The sequence below is a fragment of the Ruegeria halocynthiae genome (assembly GCF_900106805.1).
Lineage (GTDB): Bacteria > Pseudomonadota > Alphaproteobacteria > Rhodobacterales > Rhodobacteraceae > Ruegeria > Ruegeria halocynthiae.
Window position 1 is genome coordinate 1,534,315 of record NZ_FNNP01000001.1, and the last position, 18,290, is coordinate 1,552,604.

At 57.3% G+C, this 18,290-nt stretch carries 18 protein-coding genes; 7 read left to right on the top strand and 11 right to left on the bottom strand.

Annotation, left to right across the window (positions count from 1 at the left end; translation table 11 throughout):
- The first annotated feature begins 12 nt into the window (after nt 1-12).
- Genes BLU89_RS07745 through BLU89_RS07755 form a run of 3 tightly spaced genes read left to right on the top strand, consistent with a single transcriptional unit; the run spans nt 13 to nt 2,449 of the window.
- A complete protein-coding gene (locus tag BLU89_RS07745; RefSeq protein ID WP_074735796.1) occupies nt 13-945 on the top strand; it encodes a bifunctional riboflavin kinase/FAD synthetase in 933 nt (310 codons plus the stop codon).
- Entirely contained in the window at nt 942-1,415 is a 474-nt protein-coding gene (locus BLU89_RS07750; protein ID WP_074735798.1) for a YcgN family cysteine cluster protein, read from the top strand. Before BLU89_RS07745 ends, BLU89_RS07750 begins: the two co-directional genes overlap by 4 nt.
- Nucleotides 1,415-2,449: a threonine aldolase family protein gene (locus BLU89_RS07755; protein WP_074735800.1), complete on the top strand. Its 1,035-nt coding sequence runs from the start codon at nt 1,415-1,417 to the stop codon at nt 2,447-2,449. Before BLU89_RS07750 ends, BLU89_RS07755 begins: the two co-directional genes overlap by 1 nt.
- A gap of 18 nt (nt 2,450-2,467) precedes the next feature.
- Here the strand turns inward: BLU89_RS07755 and BLU89_RS07760 are convergent, their stop codons facing one another.
- Complete coding sequence (locus BLU89_RS07760) at nt 2,468-3,067, bottom strand: 2-hydroxychromene-2-carboxylate isomerase (RefSeq protein ID WP_074735802.1); 600 nt, start codon at nt 3,065-3,067, stop codon at nt 2,468-2,470.
- A gap of 108 nt (nt 3,068-3,175) precedes the next feature.
- Here BLU89_RS07760 and BLU89_RS07765 point away from each other — a divergent pair, with 108 nt between their 5' ends.
- The gene (locus BLU89_RS07765; RefSeq protein WP_074735804.1) at nt 3,176-4,195 is read left to right on the top strand and encodes a ribose-phosphate pyrophosphokinase; all 1,020 of its coding nucleotides are present in this window, start codon (nt 3,176-3,178) and stop codon (nt 4,193-4,195) included.
- A 36-nt stretch (nt 4,196-4,231) separates the two neighbouring features.
- On the opposite strand, the gene BLU89_RS07770 is transcribed toward BLU89_RS07765, so the two are convergent.
- From BLU89_RS07770 to BLU89_RS07805, 8 genes are all read right to left on the bottom strand, one after another.
- On the bottom strand, nt 4,232-4,924 hold the full coding sequence (locus BLU89_RS07770; protein ID WP_074735806.1) for a nitroreductase family protein: 693 nt from the start codon (nt 4,922-4,924) through the stop codon (nt 4,232-4,234).
- A 90-nt stretch (nt 4,925-5,014) separates the two neighbouring features.
- On the bottom strand, nt 5,015-5,365 hold the full coding sequence (locus BLU89_RS07775; RefSeq protein ID WP_074735807.1) for an H-type lectin domain-containing protein: 351 nt from the start codon (nt 5,363-5,365) through the stop codon (nt 5,015-5,017).
- A gap of 110 nt (nt 5,366-5,475) precedes the next feature.
- Nucleotides 5,476-5,886, bottom strand: coding sequence for a F0F1 ATP synthase subunit epsilon (locus BLU89_RS07780; RefSeq protein ID WP_074735809.1), 411 nt, complete (start codon nt 5,884-5,886; stop codon nt 5,476-5,478).
- Nucleotides 5,887-5,898: 12 nt separating this feature from the next.
- The gene (gene atpD / locus BLU89_RS07785) at nt 5,899-7,323 is read right to left on the bottom strand and encodes a F0F1 ATP synthase subunit beta (protein ID WP_074735811.1); all 1,425 of its coding nucleotides are present in this window, start codon (nt 7,321-7,323) and stop codon (nt 5,899-5,901) included.
- Nucleotides 7,324-7,343: 20 nt separating this feature from the next.
- Nucleotides 7,344-8,228, bottom strand: a complete 885-nt coding sequence (locus BLU89_RS07790) for a F0F1 ATP synthase subunit gamma (protein WP_074735813.1) — start codon at nt 8,226-8,228, stop codon at nt 7,344-7,346.
- A 15-nt stretch (nt 8,229-8,243) separates the two neighbouring features.
- Entirely contained in the window at nt 8,244-9,782 is a 1,539-nt protein-coding gene (gene atpA / locus BLU89_RS07795) for a F0F1 ATP synthase subunit alpha (RefSeq protein ID WP_074735815.1), read from the bottom strand.
- Nucleotides 9,783-10,343: a F0F1 ATP synthase subunit delta gene (locus BLU89_RS07800; RefSeq protein WP_074735817.1), complete on the bottom strand. Its 561-nt coding sequence runs from the start codon at nt 10,341-10,343 to the stop codon at nt 9,783-9,785.
- A gap of 302 nt (nt 10,344-10,645) precedes the next feature.
- Entirely contained in the window at nt 10,646-11,380 is a 735-nt protein-coding gene (locus BLU89_RS07805) for a class I SAM-dependent methyltransferase (protein WP_074735819.1), read from the bottom strand.
- A 43-nt stretch (nt 11,381-11,423) separates the two neighbouring features.
- On the opposite strand from BLU89_RS07805, the gene gloB reads away from it, so the two are divergent.
- The 3 genes from gloB to BLU89_RS07820 all read left to right on the top strand — a co-directional run bounded on the left by gloB (nt 11,424) and on the right by BLU89_RS07820 (nt 15,404).
- Nucleotides 11,424-12,209: a hydroxyacylglutathione hydrolase gene (gloB, locus tag BLU89_RS07810; RefSeq protein WP_074735821.1), complete on the top strand. Its 786-nt coding sequence runs from the start codon at nt 11,424-11,426 to the stop codon at nt 12,207-12,209.
- Between the two features lie 175 nt (nt 12,210-12,384).
- Nucleotides 12,385-14,709, top strand: a complete 2,325-nt coding sequence (gene clpA, locus BLU89_RS07815; RefSeq protein ID WP_074735823.1) for an ATP-dependent Clp protease ATP-binding subunit ClpA — start codon at nt 12,385-12,387, stop codon at nt 14,707-14,709.
- 86 nt (nt 14,710-14,795) lie between these two features.
- Nucleotides 14,796-15,404, top strand: coding sequence for a DJ-1/PfpI family protein (locus BLU89_RS07820; protein WP_074735825.1), 609 nt, complete (start codon nt 14,796-14,798; stop codon nt 15,402-15,404).
- Nucleotides 15,405-15,418: 14 nt separating this feature from the next.
- On the opposite strand, the gene BLU89_RS07825 is transcribed toward BLU89_RS07820, so the two are convergent.
- Nucleotides 15,419-17,098, bottom strand: coding sequence for a peptidoglycan -binding protein (locus BLU89_RS07825; RefSeq protein WP_074735827.1), 1,680 nt, complete (start codon nt 17,096-17,098; stop codon nt 15,419-15,421).
- A gap of 3 nt (nt 17,099-17,101) precedes the next feature.
- A complete protein-coding gene (locus tag BLU89_RS07830; RefSeq protein ID WP_074735828.1) occupies nt 17,102-18,280 on the bottom strand; it encodes a biopolymer transporter ExbB in 1,179 nt (392 codons plus the stop codon).
- Between the last annotated feature and the right edge of the window lie 10 nt (nt 18,281-18,290).

Consider the following 18,290-nt stretch of genomic DNA (forward strand, 5'->3'; position numbering starts at 1 on the left):
TAGGCAAGCCACATGCAGATCATCCGGGACTTCCAGTTTATCGACCCAGAAGACCGTGGCGCGAGTGTTGCCATAGGGAACTTTGATGGCGTTCATCTCGGGCACCAGTCAGTCATTGATCTGGCACGCCGCGCCGCGCCGGATGCGCCCCTAGGGGTGATGACGTTCGAACCTCATCCACGCGAGTATTTTGCACCTGATACGCCGCCTTTTCGTCTGATGCGAGGAAATGCGCGGGCGCACCGGCTGGAAAAACTCGGCGTGCAAAAGCTATATGAGCTGCCATTCAATGCCGCGTTGGCAGGTTTGACACCCGAGGCGTTCGCCAAAAACGTGATTTCTGACGGGCTGGGCCTGTCTCATGTTGTTGTCGGAGCCGATTTCTGTTTCGGCAAAGGGCGAAGTGGAAACCCTCAGGACCTGCTCCGCTTTGGCGAGGACCTGGGATTCGGCGTTACCATCGCCCCCCTTATGGAACGATCCGAGAATGTGGTCTCATCAACTGCGATCCGAACTGCTCTGTCCGAAGGACGCCCGCGCGATGCGGCGACAATGCTGGGGCACTGGCACCGGATCGAGGGCGAGGTCGTCGGAGGAGAGCAGCGCGGGCGTGAATTGGGATATCCAACAGCCAATATGTCAATAGAGGGGCTGCACCCGCCGAAATTCGGAGTGTATGCGGTGCTGGTTGATGTTCTGGATGGCCCGCACCGGGGCAGCTATCGTGGTGCGGCATCGGTTGGGACCCGGCCGATGTTTCATGGCGAGATTCCCAATGTCGAGACGTTTCTGTTCGACTTCTCGGGCGATCTTTACGGCGCAACCCTGTCCGTTGGGCTTGTCGACTATCTGCGCCCCGAGCTGACATTCGATGGCCTTGACGGGCTGATCTCGCAGATGGATGCCGATTGCGCGCGTGCCCGAAAGATACTGGCCAACCCATGACTTCAGACCCGATTGATCGCGCTGGCCTCGCGCCCCGCTTCTGGGAGCGCAAGCCATTGCGCAAGATGAACCAACACGAGTGGGAGGCCCTGTGTGATGGCTGCGGGAAATGCTGCCTGAACAAACTGGAAGACGAGGACACGGGCGAAGTCGCCCTGACCTGTGTGGCCTGCCGCCTGCTGGATGACGAAACCTGCCGGTGCACTCAATACGACATTCGGCACCAGTTCGTCCCTGAATGTATCGTCATGACGCCCGACAATATCGACGACCACGCATATTGGCTGCCGCAGACCTGCGCCTATCGGCTGCTCTGGCAAGGGAAACCGCTTTACGACTGGCACCCGTTGCTGTCTGGTACGCCAGCCAGTGTTCATCAGGCCGGAGTTTCCGTTCAAGGGCGTACCGTGTCCGAATTCGAAACGCCGATGGAAGAGTGGGAAGACTACATTATTGAGGAGCCAAACTGATGTATTTTGCCTCTGACAATTCCGGGCCTGTTCATCCCGAAGTTCTGGCCGCGCTGGCCGAGGCCAATCAGAGCTATCAGATGGCTTATGGCGCCGATACCTTGATGAACAAAGTCCGCGATCAGATCCGCGGTATATTCGAGGCACCGGGTGCGGCTGTTTATCTGGTGGCCACGGGGACGGCTGCGAATTCTCTGGCGCTGGCAACCCTGAGCAATCCGTGGGAAACCATCTTCTGCTCACCCGTTGCGCATATCCACGAAGATGAGTGCAACGCGCCAGAGTTCTACAGCGGCGCAAAGCTGACGCTGGTTTCGGGCGGTGACAAGATGACCGCTGAGGCGTTGAACGCATCCATTGACGGAGAAGAAAACCGTGGTGTGCATGGCCCTCAGCGCGGCCCTGTATCAATCACCCAAGTGACAGAGCGCGGGTCGGTCTATTCACTAACCGAGTTGCAAGCTTTGTGTGGCGTTGCCAAGACCTATGGCCTGCCGGTGCATATGGACGGTGCGCGTTTCACCAACGCGCTGGTTGCCCTGAATTGTTCACCCGCAGAGATGACGTGGAAAGCCGGTGTCGATGTAGTCAGCTTTGGTGGCACTAAAAACGGCCTGATGGGCGTCGAAGCCGTAATCTTCTTTGATGAAAGTAAGGCTTGGGAGTTCGAGCTGCGACGCAAACGCGGTGCACATTTGTTTTCCAAACACCGCTATCTGTCGGCGCAGATGGCCGCCTATCTGCAGGATGATCTGTGGTTGAAATCAGCCCGTAAGGCCAACGCCAACTGCGCACGGTTGGCGGATGGGTTGCGTGCGGTTGGGGCGAAGTTCCTGCATGAACCGCAGGCCAACATGATATTCGCCAGCATTCCCCGCAGCCAGCACAAGCGCCTGCACGAGGCCGGCGCAGTCTATCACCTGTGGGGTGATACGCTGGACGGCGAGGACAACGAAGAGATGCTGGCCTGCCGCCTTGTCTGCGATTGGTCCATCGACTCTGATCAGATCGATCGATTTCTGAATCTCCTCTGACCTATCCCATCTACTCGTCTATTTCATCTCGGCAAGATGGCGGTCTAGATCGTCCAACCGATCCTGGCCCCAGAATCTCTGATCGTCCGGCGTGATGTAGAACGGCGCACCAAACACGCCCCGATCCACGGCTTCTTCGAGGTTGGCAGCATAGGTTTCTGCCCCCACAAGCAAGCCACTATCGGCAAGGTTCGGATCGAAGCCAGCCTGTTCCAGACACGCCCGAATGACGCCATCATCGGCGATGTCTTTTTCCTCGGCCCAGCACGCGTGTAGGAACAGGTGACACAGTTTTCCAACATCTCCTGACCCGTCCCGAACCGCAGCGATTATTGCATACGAGGACGGCGCCATATTGGTTGGCCAGTGGGCAGGTTGCAGGTTGAACGGCATGTCCAGATTACGTGACTGGCGCAAAAGCTCTTGCGCACGATATTCGATGCGAGAAATGTGACGGTCCTTGGGTGGCACACCCCCGGTCCGACCGAACAAGGCAATTATGTCCAGAGGTTTGTAATTGATCGTCGCGCCGTGCTTTGCCGCGATCTCTTCAAGGCGCATCCCCGCCAGATAGGAATAGGGTGAGAGTGTCGCAAAAAAGTAGTCAATCTGTGCCATGTTCACTTTCTCCGCCGGGTTATCTTTGCTGAACGGTAAGCCCATGCTAAGCGGTGTCAACATCACGAATCTGTCACATTGCCACTGCTGCCCGGGGAAATTCAGCCGATGCCGACACTTCACGAACCCAAGCTTATCGCTGGGAACGCCAATCTTCCGCTTGCCGAAACCATTGCCCGCCGCATGAGCCTGCATCGCGGCGTTGACCAGGGTCTGGTCGATGCGCGGGTCGAACGGTTCAACGACGGCGAGATTTTCGTCGAGGTGTTCGAAAACGTGCGGGGCGAGGATATGTTCATCATCCAGCCGACCTCGAACCCGGCCAATGACAACCTGATGGAGTTGCTGATCATTGCCGACGCCCTGCGCCGTTCATCGGCACAGCGGATCACTGCAGTGATCCCCTATTTCGGCTACGCCCGTCAGGACCGCCGCACCAAGGCGCGCACGCCGATCAGCGCCAAGCTGGTAGCCAATATGCTGACAGGCGCGGGTATCGAGCGCATCCTGACCATGGATCTGCACGCCGCCCAGATTCAGGGCTTTTTCGATATGCCGGTCGATAACCTCTATGCTTCACCCATTTTTGCGCTGGATGTGAAAAAGCAATTCCGCGACCAGATGGACGACCTGATGGTGGTGTCACCCGATGTCGGAGGCGTGGCGCGCGCGCGCGAGCTGGCCAAGCGGATCAACGCGCCTTTGTCGATCGTTGACAAGCGCCGCGAAAAAGCCGGTGAAATTGCTGAGATGACAGTGATCGGCGACGTGAAGGGCAAGATCTGCCTGATCGTGGACGACATCTGTGATACGGCTGGCACCTTGTGTAAAGCGGCCCAGGTGCTGATGGATAACGGCGCCAAAGAGGTGCATTCCTATATCACGCATGGGGTCATGAGCGGCCCGGCGGTTGAGCGTGTGACCAATTCGGTCATGAAATCTCTGGTTCTTTCGGACACGATCCAGCCAACAGCCGAGATCGAAAAGGCGGCGAATATTCGCATCGTACCCACGGCGCCTATCTTCACGCAGGCAATCCTGAATATCTGGAACGGTACGAGCGTATCCTCGCTATTCGAAGACAAGACGCTGACGCCGATTTATGAGTCGCTCTATCACATGGATTGATCAGCGTATCTGTAGATTGCAATCATGACGGCCTGCCTATTCAGCAACCGTCATGATCTCGTCCAGCGGCTTTTTCATCTTGGCCACCTTAGGCACCTTTGCATCGTCGCGCGGATGACCGACCGCGACGATCATTATCGGCTTTTCATGATCCGGGCGGTTTAGTAGTTTATTTAAGAATTTCATTGGATTAGGCGTATGAGTAAGTGACACCAGCCCAGCATGGTGCAGCGCAGTCAGCAGAAAGCCCGTCGCGATGCCTGTGCTTTCGGGCACATAATAATTCTTGAACCGAACCCCATCATCGAAATGACCCCAACGTTGGGCGAAAATCACAATCAGCCATGGTGCATCTTCAAGGTGCGGCTTCTGATCGTTGGTGCCAATCGGCTCAAGCGCTTTCAGCCATTCATCCCCTGCCCCACCTTCATAAAACTTGCGCTCTTCTTCTTCCGCTTCTTCCCGGATGCGACGCTTCATCTCGGGGTTCGAGATTGCAACAAAGTGCCAGGGCTGATGATTAGCCCCCGAAGGTGCAGTTCCAGCCGCGCGAATACATTCTTCGATGGCCGAGCGCGCTACAGGTCGATCAGAATAGTCACGCACTGTATGACGGCGTTTCATCCTATCATAAAATGCCAAAGCCTGGGCCAACGTCTGCTCATCAGACAATTCCACGCGATCGGGAAGATCCAGGGCTTCGTATTCGATATGCTCTCGTGCAAACACCCGCGGGTCCTCCGGTTTAGTGATCCCTACAGGTTTGTTTATGGATCGACATGGCAATCGTTACAATCTACTCCCGCGAACAAATTTGAGTCAGGAGATGTCCCAATCATCTTCATGCGCGACCTCGCCGATTGCGGTCCATGTCACTCGGATACGGGCAATACGGGTGTCGGACCAAGTGCGAAACACCGCATCAAACCCTTCCGGAGTTATGCCTTCGGCCTGCACCTCAGCCCGCAAGGCAGAGGACGTATCCACATCCCAGAGCGCTACACCGATCTGTACGATTGGTACCGATCGAAACGGTTCGTTGAATCGAATTGCCGTGCGTCGTTCGCGAGGGCCTTCTCCGATCCACATATCTCCGCCATCTGCGAAGTCCGAGAACAGAACTGTCTCGCCCTGATCGATGCCTATGGGGTGGGTTTGAAATTTCTTCATTGTGTCGTCTTTTTATTCAATTCCGGCACCTTACCCTGTGCCCTTGATGAAATCACGACAAAAAACGGCCCCGCAATGCAGGGCCGTTTCAAATAAACTGAGATGAACCTTTACAGGCTCATATGCGTTCCAAGAGCTTCCATGTCTGCCAGAAGCTTAGCCGCATCGTCGACGATCGATTGATCTTCGCCCGCTTTGGCCGCTTCGTGCGACTCGCGGGCCTCGGTGATCAGGTCGTCCAGATGCGACCGGGTCACTTCGGCCACCGGAATGGCCTTTTCAGCCAGCACCGAAAGGGCATCGCCGTTGATCTGGGCAAACCCACCGGTGACCAGATATTCACTGGACCCCTCGGGTGCCTCGACCTTCAGGATGCCCGGACGCAGCGTGGTGATGGTGGGGGCATGATCGGGCATCGCCGTCATGTCCCCGTCCGCACCGGGAATCTGGACCGCGGTGGCCTCAAGCGAAGCAAGGCTGCGCTCGGGGCTGACGAGGTCGAATTGCATCGTGTTTGCCATCAGGTGTGCTCCTTAGGCGGCTTCTGCGGCCATCTTTTCCGCTTTTGCGATCACGTCGTCGATGCCGCCAACCATCAGGAAGGCCGCTTCGGGCAGGTGATCGTATTCGCCGGCGACAACGGCCTTGAACGACGCGATGGTGACATCCAGAGGAACCTGAACACCAGGGCTGCCGGTGAAGACCTGCGCCACGTCGAACGGCTGCGACATGAAGCGTTCGATCTTACGGGCGCGTGCCACGGTCAGCTTGTCCTCTTCCGACAGTTCGTCCATGCCGAGGATGGCGATGATGTCCTGCAGCGACTTGTAGCGCTGAAGAATCTGCTGAACATCGGTTGCGACGGTATAGTGCTCTTCACCAACGATGGCCGGGTCAAGCAGGCGCGAAGTCGAGTCGAGCGGGTCAACAGCCGGGTAGATACCCTTTTCCGAGATCGCACGGTTCAGAACGGTGGTCGCATCCAAGTGAGCGAACGAAGTTGCCGGCGCAGGGTCGGTCAAGTCATCTGCAGGCACGTACACGGCTTGAACGGACGTGATCGAGCCGGACTTGGTCGAGGTGATGCGTTCCTGCATCGCGCCCATGTCGGTCGCCAGTGTCGGCTGATAGCCCACAGCCGAAGGAATACGACCCAGCAGAGCGGACACTTCGGAACCGGCCTGCGTGAAGCGGAAGATGTTATCGACAAAGAACAGAACGTCGGCACCAGTCGAATCGCGGAACTGTTCCGCCAGGGTCAGACCCGACAGAGCGATCCGCATACGCGCACCCGGAGGCTCGTTCATCTGGCCGTAAACCAGTGCGATTTTCGAATCTTCCAGCTTGTCAGGAACGATAACGCCGGATTCGATCATCTCGTGGTACAGGTCGTTGCCTTCACGGGTCCGCTCACCAACACCGGCGAACACGGACACGCCCGAGTGCACTTTGGCGATGTTGTTGATCAGTTCCATGATCAGAACGGTTTTGCCAACACCGGCACCGCCGAACAGGCCGATCTTACCGCCTTTGGCGTAAGGGGCCAGCAGGTCAACAACCTTGATCCCGGTAACCAGAACTTCGGATTCAGTTGCCTGATCCGCGAAATCCGGCGCATCCTGGTGGATGGAGCGGGTTTCGGTGGTTTCTACCGGGCCTTTTTCGTCGATGGGCTCACCCACAACGTTCAGAATACGGCCCAGTGTTGCGTTACCGACCGGAACCGCGATTGGTGCGCCGGTGTCGGTGACTTCTTCGCCACGAACCAGACCTTCGGTCGCGTCCATCGCAATGGTGCGGACAGTGTTTTCGCCCAGATGCTGAGCCACTTCCAAAACCAGCTTCTTGCCGTTGTTGGTGGTATCCAGCGCGTTCAGAATTTCAGGCAGCTCATCATCGAAGTGCACGTCAACGACGGCCCCGATGATCTGAGTGACTTTGCCTTTTGCATTCGCCATGTTTCGTCTCCGGTTAGTCTCTACAGCGCTTCGGCGCCGGAAATGATTTCAATCAGCTCGTTGGTGATCACGGCTTGACGCGAGCGGTTGAACTGGATGGTCAGTTTGTCGATCATCTCACCCGCGTTGCGTGTCGCGTTGTCCATTGCAGACATCCGTGCACCCTGTTCCGAGGCTCCGTTTTCGAGCAGCCCTGAGAAGATCGCGGTCGCAACCCCCTTGGGTAGCAAGTCGGCCAGAATGGCCTCTTCGCTGGGCTCGTAATCGAAGACCGCACCGCTGTCGTCACCCTGAGCATCTTCCGTTTCCTCGAACGAGGCCGGGATAATCTGCTGTGCGGTGGGGATCTGGGTCACAACGTTGACGAACTTCGAGTAGAAGATCGTTGCAACGTCGAATTCGGCCCCGTCGAAACGGGACAGGATGTCCTTGGCGATGTCCTGTGCGTTGGTGTAACCCAGACGCTTGACCTCGCTCAGGTCAACATGGCCCACGAACAGGTCGCCATGGTCACGCTTGATCGCATCGCGACCTTTTTTGCCGACAGTCAGAATTTTGACCGTCTTCCCCTGTGCCTTCAGCTCGTAAGCTTTGGCACGGGCCAGTTTGGCAATGTTCGAGTTGAAGCCGCCACACAGGCCGCGTTCAGCTGTCATGACAACCAGCAGATGGACATCATCACTGCCCGTACCACGGAGCAGCTTGGGGGCGCTGTCGCTGCCCCCGACCGATGCCGCCAACCCCGCCATCACGGCATTGAACCGCTCGGCATAGGGGCGCGAGGCTTCGGCAGATTCCTGAGCGCGGCGCAGTTTTGCAGCCGCGACCATCTGCATGGCCTTGGTGATCTTGCGGGTCGATTTGACCGACTCGATCCTGTTTTTAAGATCCTTAAGATTTGGCATGTGCCCGCCTCTCCCTTATGCGAAGGTTGCGGCGTATTCGTCAATCGCAGCCTTGATCCTGTCGGAAGCGTCGCCCTTGATCTTGGGATCTTCGTCGGTGATCCACTGAAGCAGGTCAGCGTGTTTGCCGCGCAGGTGCGACAACAGGCCAGCCTCGTAGCGACCAACATCGGACACTTCGATCTTGTCGAGGTAGCCATTGGTGCCGGCGAAGATGACGCAGACGATTTCGGCGTTGGTCAGCGGCGAGTACTGCGGCTGTTTCATCAGCTCGGTCAGACGCGCACCACGGTTCAGCAGCTGCTGGGTTGCGGCGTCAAGGTCGGAACCAAACTGCGCAAACGCAGCCATTTCACGGTACTGAGCCAGTTCCAGTTTCACCGGACCAGCAACCGACTTCATCGAGTTGGTCTGAGCCGAAGAGCCCACACGCGAAACCGACAGACCGGTGTTCACAGCAGGACGGATACCCTGATAGAACAGCTCGGTTTCCAGGAAGATCTGGCCGTCGGTGATCGAGATCACGTTGGTCGGAATAAACGCCGAAACGTCACCGCCTTGGGTTTCGATAACCGGCAGAGCGGTCAGCGAGCCAGCACCGAAGTCTTCGTTCAGCTTCGCCGAACGCTCCAACAGGCGCGAGTGGAGATAGAAAACGTCGCCGGGATAGGCTTCGCGTCCGGGCGGACGGCGCAGCAGCAGCGACATCTGACGATAGGACACGGCCTGTTTCGACAGGTCATCATAGATGATCAGCGCGTGGCGGCCGTTGTCGCGGAAGAATTCAGCCATGGCAGTTGCGGCGTAGGGCGCCAGAAACTGCATCGGGGCCGGGTCGGATGCGGTTGCAGCCACGACGATCGAATAGTCGATCGCGCCGGACTCTTCCAGCTTCTTCACCAACTGCGCAACGGTCGAACGCTTTTGACCGATCGCGACGTATACGCAATACAGTTTCTTCGACTCATCGTCGCCTGCGGCTTCGTTGTAGGTCTTCTGGTTCAGGATCGCATCCAGCGCCACGGCTGTTTTACCGGTCTGACGGTCACCAATGATCAGCTCACGCTGGCCACGGCCAATCGGGATCATCGCGTCAACCGATTTCAGGCCGGTTGCCATCGGTTCATGCACCGATTTACGCGGAATGATGCCCGGCGCTTTGACGTCTGCAACACCACGCTCGGTGGATTCGATGGGGCCTTTGCCGTCCAGCGGGTTACCCAGACCGTCAACAACACGACCCAGAAGACCGTTACCAATCGGAACGTCCACGATCGAGTTGGTGCGCTTAACAGTGTCACCTTCTTTGATGTCACGGTCAGAACCGAAGATAACAACACCGACGTTGTCGCTTTCCAGGTTCAGCGCCATGCCCATGATGCCGCCGGGGAATTCAACCATCTCACCGGCTTGCACGTTGTCCAGACCGTATACACGGGCAATCCCGTCACCGACGCTCAGCACGCGACCGATTTCGGCTACTTCGGCTTCCTGACCAAAATTTTTGATCTGGTCCTTTAGGATTGCAGAAATCTCTGCAGCTTGGATTCCCATTTATCCGACCTCTTTCATTGCATTCTGTAGGGAGTTGAGCTTGGAGCGGATCGAGCTATCGATCATTTTCGAGCCCACTTTAACGACAAGACCGCCGATGAGGCTTTCATCAACGGTCGCATTGATTGTCACGGTCTTGCCCACACGCTCGGACAGCGTCTTGGACAGTTTTTCCAATTGTGTCTTGGTCAACGCCTTGGCCGAGGCGACATCAGCGGTCACTTCGCCGCGCTCATCTGCGAGCATGTTGCGCAGAACCTGCACTAACTGCGGCACAACGAACAGGCGGCGCTTTTGCGCCATCAGGGCCAACGTGTTGCGCAGGATGGCATGAAGGTCCATCTTGTCTGCAACTGCAGAAATCGCCGATTCCTGTTCAGCGCGTGAAATCAGAGGCGATGCGATCAGGTCGCGCAAATCTGCGCTTTCACCCAAAGCTGCTGCCAGATCATTGATTCCGGTTTCCAGACCTGCAAGGTCATTATTCTCTTTGGCGATCTCGAAGATCGCAGTGGCATAGCGCATAGCGATGCCTGTGGAAATCGAAGCTGGTTCGGACACGTCCACCCTTCCGATATTTGAGGCCCCGAATTCGCGTGCGGCAGCTACCCCGGGGGCGTGAAGAAACCCCGTCCTTAAAGGGCGGGGATCAAAATCACCGGGGATGTAGCAGAGGTGTTCCAACCAAGCAATACGCTATAGCGGTAACAGATTTATCCACAAATCTTTAAATTTCATACACTTAAGCCAAGTGCGACCCTTTGGACCGGTTGTGGCAGTTGAAAAATGTTACGAATATGCAGGTTTTTGCGATTCCTGTGACTTTTTTCCCGCAATATTTCCTGGTCCACAGCTTAGGATTGTTACGCAGGCTTCAACAAACCATCCAACGCCTTGATCGGACGTTTCACTGCATCTTTGGCCACGTTTCCGCTGGGTGGGCGGATGAGTTTGCTTGCTTCGATCATCAGCACACCACCGGCCATGACGGTTGGAATACGCTGCCCGGTTTTTTCGATCAGGCTGCCAGATTTCAGCCAGAACCGACGGAAAGAAGGTGGCAAATAAAGTGCCGAACAATGGTTTTCAGGCACGAAGTGATGTGCCCGCAACTGTTTCTCAAGCTGTGTCGTTGAATAAGGCTGACCAAAGCCAAACGGCGTCCGGTCCGATCGCGACCAAAGCCCGGTGCGGTTGGGCACGACAAACAATGCCCTGCCGCCGGGGCCCAATACACGCCAGCACTCTTCGAGCAGCTGGTTAGGCCGGTTCGACGTTTCCAAACCGTGCATCACAACCAGTTTGTCCACATGGCCGGTTTCGATCGGCCACATCGTCTCTTCTGTCAGAACCGAGACGTTCGGCATACCTGCTGGCCAAGGCATCACCCCTTGCGGCCCCGGCATTAAACCGATCACACGTCGGGCATCCGCCAGATAGGGCCGCAGCAAAGGGACAGCAAAACCAAAGCCGACAACGGTTTGCCCCTTGGCTTCAGGCCAAAGATCCACCATCCGGCCACGGATCGCAGCCTGAGCCGCCCGGCCCAGGGTGCTGCGATAATAAAAATTCCTCAGATCCTGCACATCAAGATGCATTGCGGACACCCGGTCAATCGGCTTAGCTGGGCGCAGTCTAGCAATGAAAGGGCAAAAGGCCATGCCTCTTGAGATCGTTACCGTCCCCTGCCTCAGCGACAATTACGCCTTTCTCACGCATGACCCGGCCAGCGGCGAGACCGCATTGGTCGACGCGCCCGAGGCGGCTCCGATTCTGGCCGAACTGGAATCGCGGGGCTGGCGGCTGAGCCACGTTCTTCTGACACACCATCACTGGGACCATGTGGATGGGCTGGACGGTATTCTCGAAAAGCACCCCGCGCGCGTGATTGGCGCCAAAGCGGACGAACACCGGTTGCCAAAACTCGATCAAGCCGTGGTCGAGGGCGACACCTTCTATATTGGTGGCGAACCGGTCAAGGTTCTGGATGTTTCGGGTCACACGGTGGGCCATATCGCATTTTATATGCCGCAAACCGGTGCCGTATTCACCGCAGATAGCCTGATGGCACTGGGATGCGGGCGGCTGTTTGAGGGCAAGCCTGCGCAAATGTGGGCATCGCTCTGCAAGCTTGCCGCCCTTCCGGACGAAACAATCGTGTGCTCTGGTCACGAATACACGCAGTCAAATGCCAAATTCGCCCTAACTGTGGACCCGGACAATGCCGCGCTGCTGGATCGCGTGGCCGACATCAACCGCGCCCGCGCCGCCGGAGAGCCCACTGTTCCGTCCAATCTGGCACTGGAAAAGGCCACAAACCCGTTTCTGCGGGCTACTGACCCAGCGATTCAGGCGCATCTTGGCATGGAAGGTTCTGACCCAGCGTCAGTTTTTACTGAGATTCGCACCCGAAAAGACCGCTTTTAAGCCGTTTCAAGCCCTCTTCACGGCCACGGTCACAACAAATGTGACTGTCAAGAGCAAGAAAACCCTTGAAGCCGGGCGTCGATCAACCAAACTCTAATAGTATGAGGACATGGTTGGGATGGGGATCCTGCCGAATACTCGACCCCCTTCCGGCCCAATACAGAGGAGCACCCGCGTGCCTTCATTCTCGAGCACACTGGAACAAGCCATCCACGCGGCCCTTGCAGCTGCGAATGAACGGCGACATGAATTCGCAACGCTTGAGCATCTGCTGCTGGCGCTGCTGGAAGAACCCGATGCGGTACGCGTCATGAAAGCGTGCAGCGTTGATCTGGATGAATTACGCAGTACGCTGGTCGAATTCATCGACGAAGACCTATCCAACCTCGTCACCGATATCGACGGGTCCGAAGCCGTACCTACGGCGGCCTTCCAGCGTGTCATTCAGCGCGCAGCGATCCATGTTCAAAGCTCAGGCAGAACCGAAGTGACCGGGGCCAATGTGTTGGTCGCGATTTTTGCTGAACGCGAAAGCAACGCAGCCTATTTCCTGCAGGAACAGGATATGACCCGTTACGACGCGGTGAACTTTATCGCGCACGGTGTCGCAAAAGACCCCGCCTATGGTGAAAACCGCCCGGTGACCGGTGCGGATGAAGCCGAAGAAGAAGCGCAGATTGCAGCCAGCGAAGCCGACCAGAAGGAAAGCGCGCTTGGCAAGTATTGCATCGACCTGAACGCAAAATCGCGTGCCGGAGACGTCGATCCCCTGATCGGACGCTCGGACGAGGTTGAGCGTTGCATTCAGGTGCTGTGCCGCCGTCGTAAGAACAACCCACTGCTGGTGGGGGATCCCGGTGTCGGCAAGACCGCCATCGCCGAAGGTCTGGCGCACAAGATTGTCGCAGGCGAAGCACCGGACGTTTTGTCGGAAACCACAATCTATTCGCTGGATATGGGTGCTTTGCTTGCGGGAACCCGCTATCGTGGCGATTTCGAGGAACGGCTGAAAGCGGTTGTGACCGAGCTGGAAGAGCACCCCGATGCGGTACTCTTCATCGACGAAATTCACACCGTGATTGGTGCCGGTGCGACCTCGGGCGGGGCGATGGATGCATCGAACCTGCTGAAACCCGCACTTCAGGGCGGCAAGCTGCGCACCATGGGTTCGACTACCTATAAGGAGTTCCGTCAGCATTTCGAAAAGGACCGCGCCCTTGCGCGCCGGTTCCAGAAGATTGACGTGAATGAGCCTTCGGTTGAGGACAGCGTCAAAATTCTGCGTGGCCTCAAGCCCTATTTCGAAGAACACCACGAGATCAAATATACCGCCGATGCGATCAAGACGGCCGTTGAACTGGCCGCGCGCTATATCAACGACCGCAAACTGCCCGACAAGGCCATTGATGTCATCGATGAGGCCGGTGCAGCGCAGCATCTGGTCGCGGAAAGCAAACGCCGTAAAACCATTGGCGTGAAAGAGATCGAGGCGGTAGTCGCCAAGATTGCGCGCATTCCACCCAAAAACGTCACCAAGGACGATGCCGAACTTCTAAAAGACCTCGAAACCTCGCTGAAACGGGTGGTGTTTGGACAGGACGAAGCCATCGGTGCGCTGGCGAGTGCTATCAAATTGGCCCGCGCCGGGCTGCGCGAGCCAGAAAAACCCATCGGGAACTATCTGTTCGCCGGGCCTACTGGTGTGGGTAAAACCGAGGTAGCGAAACAGCTGGCCGATACGCTTGGCGTGGAATTGCTGCGCTTTGACATGTCGGAGTACATGGAGAAACACGCCGTCAGCCGTCTGATCGGCGCGCCTCCGGGCTATGTCGGGTTTGATCAAGGCGGTCTGTTGACCGACGGCGTTGATCAGCATCCGCACTGTGTGCTGTTGCTGGACGAGATCGAAAAGGCGCATCCGGACGTATTCAACATCCTGTTGCAAGTGATGGACCACGGCGAATTGACCGACCACAATGGTCGCACGGTGAATTTCCGCAACGTGGTCTTGATTATGACGTCGAATGCCGGCGCTCAGGAACAGGCCAAGGCTGCCATCGGCTTTGCCCGCGACCGGCGCGAGGGCGAAGATACCGCTGCAATCGAGCGTATGTTCACCCCGGAATTCCGCAACCGCCTGGATGCCGTGATCTCGTTCGCGCCGCTGCCGAAAGAGGTTATTCTGCAGGTTGTTGAAAAGTTCGTCCTGCAGCTTGAGGCTCAGTTGCTGGATCGTGGCGTGACCATCGATCTGACCCCCAGAGCAGCCGAGTGGCTGGCCGACAAAGGTTATGATGACAAGATGGGTGCGCGCCCGCTGGGTCGTGTCATTCAGGAACACATCAAGAAACCTCTGGCCGAGGAGCTGCTGTTTGGCAAGCTGGCCAAAGGCGGAGTGGTCCGCGTCTCGGTCAAGAAAGGTGAGTTGAACCTGGAAATCCTCGGCCCCGATCAACCGCGAATTCCCGGAGACAAACCGCCATTGTTGACGGCGGATTGACCTGAAGATTGCAATCTCTGATGCGCCCGCCAACCTCGGTTGGTGGGCGTTTTTATTGATGGCAACCAGCCAAAAGGAGATCAGGAATGCGCAGAATTGGAGCGTTAATTTTTCCCGGATTCGAGTTGCTGGATGTCTTCGGCCCGATGGAGATGTTCGGCCTTCTCACAGACGATTTTCAGTTGGAATTGGTCGCTGAAACACCGGGACCAATTTCAAGCAATCAACAGCTAAAGGCATATGCAGAGCATTCGATCGATGACGAAACTGCTTATGATATCCTTTTTGTCCCCGGCGGCGCCGGGACGCGCCATGAGATCGGCAATCATCGCTTGCTGGACTGGATCTCGCGCAGCGCAGAAATCGCCGAATATACTCTGAGCGTTTGCACAGGAAGCGCCCTTTTGGCCAAGGCAGGTGTTTTGAACAACCGCCGCGCCACCACCAACAAGGCGGCCTTTTCATGGGTCCGTGAACAAGGACCAAATGTCGACTGGGTGGCTCAGGCGCGATGGGTCGAAGACGGCACCATTCTGACCTCATCCGGAGTCTCTGCCGGCATGGACATGACGCTTGGGGCAATCGCCCTGATGCACGGGCAGGACCGAGCCGAGCAAGTCGCCACGTGGTGCGAGTATTCGTGGCATAGGGACAAAACCCGCGATCCCTTTGCCCACGTTCACAGGTTGGTCTGAATTCAAACTGCGTTTTACCGCTCTGTCAGCTTTAGCTCGATCCGGCGGTTTTGGGCGCGCGCTTCGGGGGTGTCTGCCGGGTTGACGGGCTGGAATTCTCCGAACCCGTTCGCAGCCAGCCGATCTGGCGGAATGCCCAGCGCGTCAACCATATAGCGTACCACTGACAAGGCGCGACCCTGGCTGAGTTCCCAATTGTCGCGATACCGTCCGCTGCCAGCAAGCGGCACGTTATCGGTGTGTCCATCAACCCTGATGACCCAGTTCAAACCCTCGGGTATTTCGGCGGCAACGCTCCGCAGGATATTGGCCACCTTCGCGACCTCCTGACGACCTTCGGCAGACAGGGTTGCCGATCCGGTTGCAAATAAAACTTCTGAGGAAAAGACGAAGCGATCGCCTTCAATCCGCACACCGGCTTGATCGCCCAGCACATCCCGCAACCGCCCAAAAAACTCTGAGCGATACCGCTGCAGATCCTCTGCTTGCGCGGTCAGTTCCTGGTTCTGGCCTGCCAGCTTCTCAGCCTCGGCTTCCAGCCGGATACGTTCTGCCTCTTCCAGCAGGCGGCGGCGACGTTCTTCCGAAGCCGCACGAGCCAATGCGGCGTTCAGGTCTTGCCCGAGCGTCTGGATCTGGATTTCGGCCGCTGCATTGCGGTCTTCGTAGTCGTCCAGCAATGCCTGCAGCGAGCCCAATTGACTGCGCAGGGCCGCCATCTGCTGGTTCAACAGCGCAGTTTGACGTTGCGCCTCGGTGGAGACTTCTTTTTCGGACGCAAGCGCATCGCGGGCTATGGCCAGCAGCGCTGCGCGTTCCTCGGCCAGTGATCTTTGTTCGTCTGCGTTGGCCTGCGTTTGCGACTGCGCATCCAATGCGGCCTGTAACTGTGCCTTCAGTTCTTCGGCATTTATCTCACCGAACTGACGTTCCAACTCTGCTTTTGCAACCTGCGCGGCGGCCAACAATGTCAGGGTTTCCTCAGCCTCTTTGCGCTGTGCTTCCAGCGCCAGTGTCATCGCGGTCAGCTCTGCATCCGCGTTCTGCAGGCGATTTCGCAACGACTCGGCGGCGGCGGCCTCGGCGAGGCGGGCCGCCTCTTCCTCGGTCAATTGCTGTTCCAACTCGGTAATCTGAGCCGTTTGCGTATCCTTGTTGGCTTGAAGATCTGCCACCAATGCCTCAAGCGCTTCACGCCGCGCTGCAGTCAGGCGTGCAGCTTCGGTCTGAGCGTCGATTTCGTCACGGCTTTGGGCAAGCGCCAGGTTCAGCGCTTCTTGTTCACTTAGCAGTTCTTCGCGCTGTGTCTCCAGCGTTGCGATATCACCCTGCGCGCGCTCCTGATCGGCCAGCAGCGCCGCAACCTGCGCTTCAAAATCGGTAATGCGGCTTTGTGCCTGCGCCAGATCATCTTCGACCCGGTTCAGCGTCGTATTCAAAGTTCCAAGACGCGCTTGAAGGCGGCTGTTCTCACGCTCCTCCAAACCAAGCGCCCCGGCCAGAGCGGCGATTTCGTCGGACAGTGCAGTCAGTTCATCCTGTTGCCCCGAGATGGTCTCGCGCAGCACGAACTGTACGATCATGAAGATGGTCAGCACAAAGGTTAGTACCATCAACAGTCCCGTCATCGCGTCCACAAAACCGGGCCAGACCGAGCCCGAGAATCGTTGACCTGTGCGGCGGGACAGCGCCATCCGTTACTCTCCTTCCGGGGGGGTACGCACCGCGCCGCGTGGAAGGGTCAGCGCCTTGACCAGAAGTTCGAAATCCTTGCGCAACTCATTCATACTGTCTTGTCGCCCGGCAGAAATTTCTTCGAGGATACGCAGCAGTTGAACATCCATCGACCGCAGCCGCATCCGACTTTCGGCATCAATACCCTCGCCCGCACCATGTTCGCGCATGTGATCGAGCAACGCATCCTGCCCCAGTGCCACGCGCTCTAGTGCAGCCGTAACGCCTTCGGTCTGAGCCTGACGCTTGTTCATTTCGCCAATTGCACCCACCAGCTGCCCCAGATTGGCAGACACGTCCGCACGATCAGACTCCTGCGCCGAGAACATATCCTGCAGTGCGTCCATCTGCTCTGACATCGCGTCCAAAACCGGCGTCAGCACCGCCAGTTCTGCACCGCCTTCGTCACCCGCAGTAAAGCCGACACGAGTGATCGAGGACAGCCACTCTTCCAATTCACGATAGAACCGATTCTGTCCGTGACCGGCAAACAGCTCCAAAAGCCCTACGATCAGTGACCCGGCCAACCCCAGAAGGGACGAACCGAAAGCGACCCCCATACCCTGTAGTTGCGCCTCCAACCCCGTCATCAAACGGTTGAAGACGGCGAGACCCTCTTCGCCTTCCTGTGGGTTCAGGCTGCGGATCGTGTCAACGATGGCCGGTACGGTGGTGGCAAGACCAAAGAATGTACCCAAAAGGCCAAGGTAGATCAGCACGTTGGTGATGTAGCGGGTGATCTCACGCTCTTCTTCGACCCGTTCGGCGACAGAATCGAGGATCGACCTTGTGGAACTGGAACTGATCTGTGAGCGCGCCCCACGTTCCCTTAGCAACGAAGCCAACGGGGCAAGCAATTGTGGTGGGCTCACATCGTCCCGTTCGACCCCGCCTGCAAAGGCTTCGATCCAGCGAACCGATCCGATTAGTTGTGTAACCTGCAGGAAACAAGCTGCCACACCAATGACAAAGACCAGCAGGATGAATCCGTTAAGGTACAGATTGGCCTGAATAACTGGCAACACGTAGGGCAGCGCCATGAAGACCCCAAACCCTGATAGCCCGATTGCGATCAGCATCATCAAGATTTGACGGATCGGTTGTGAGAAATGCGGTCTCACGCCCTGTTGTGCCTGCGCCATGCGCGTGGCT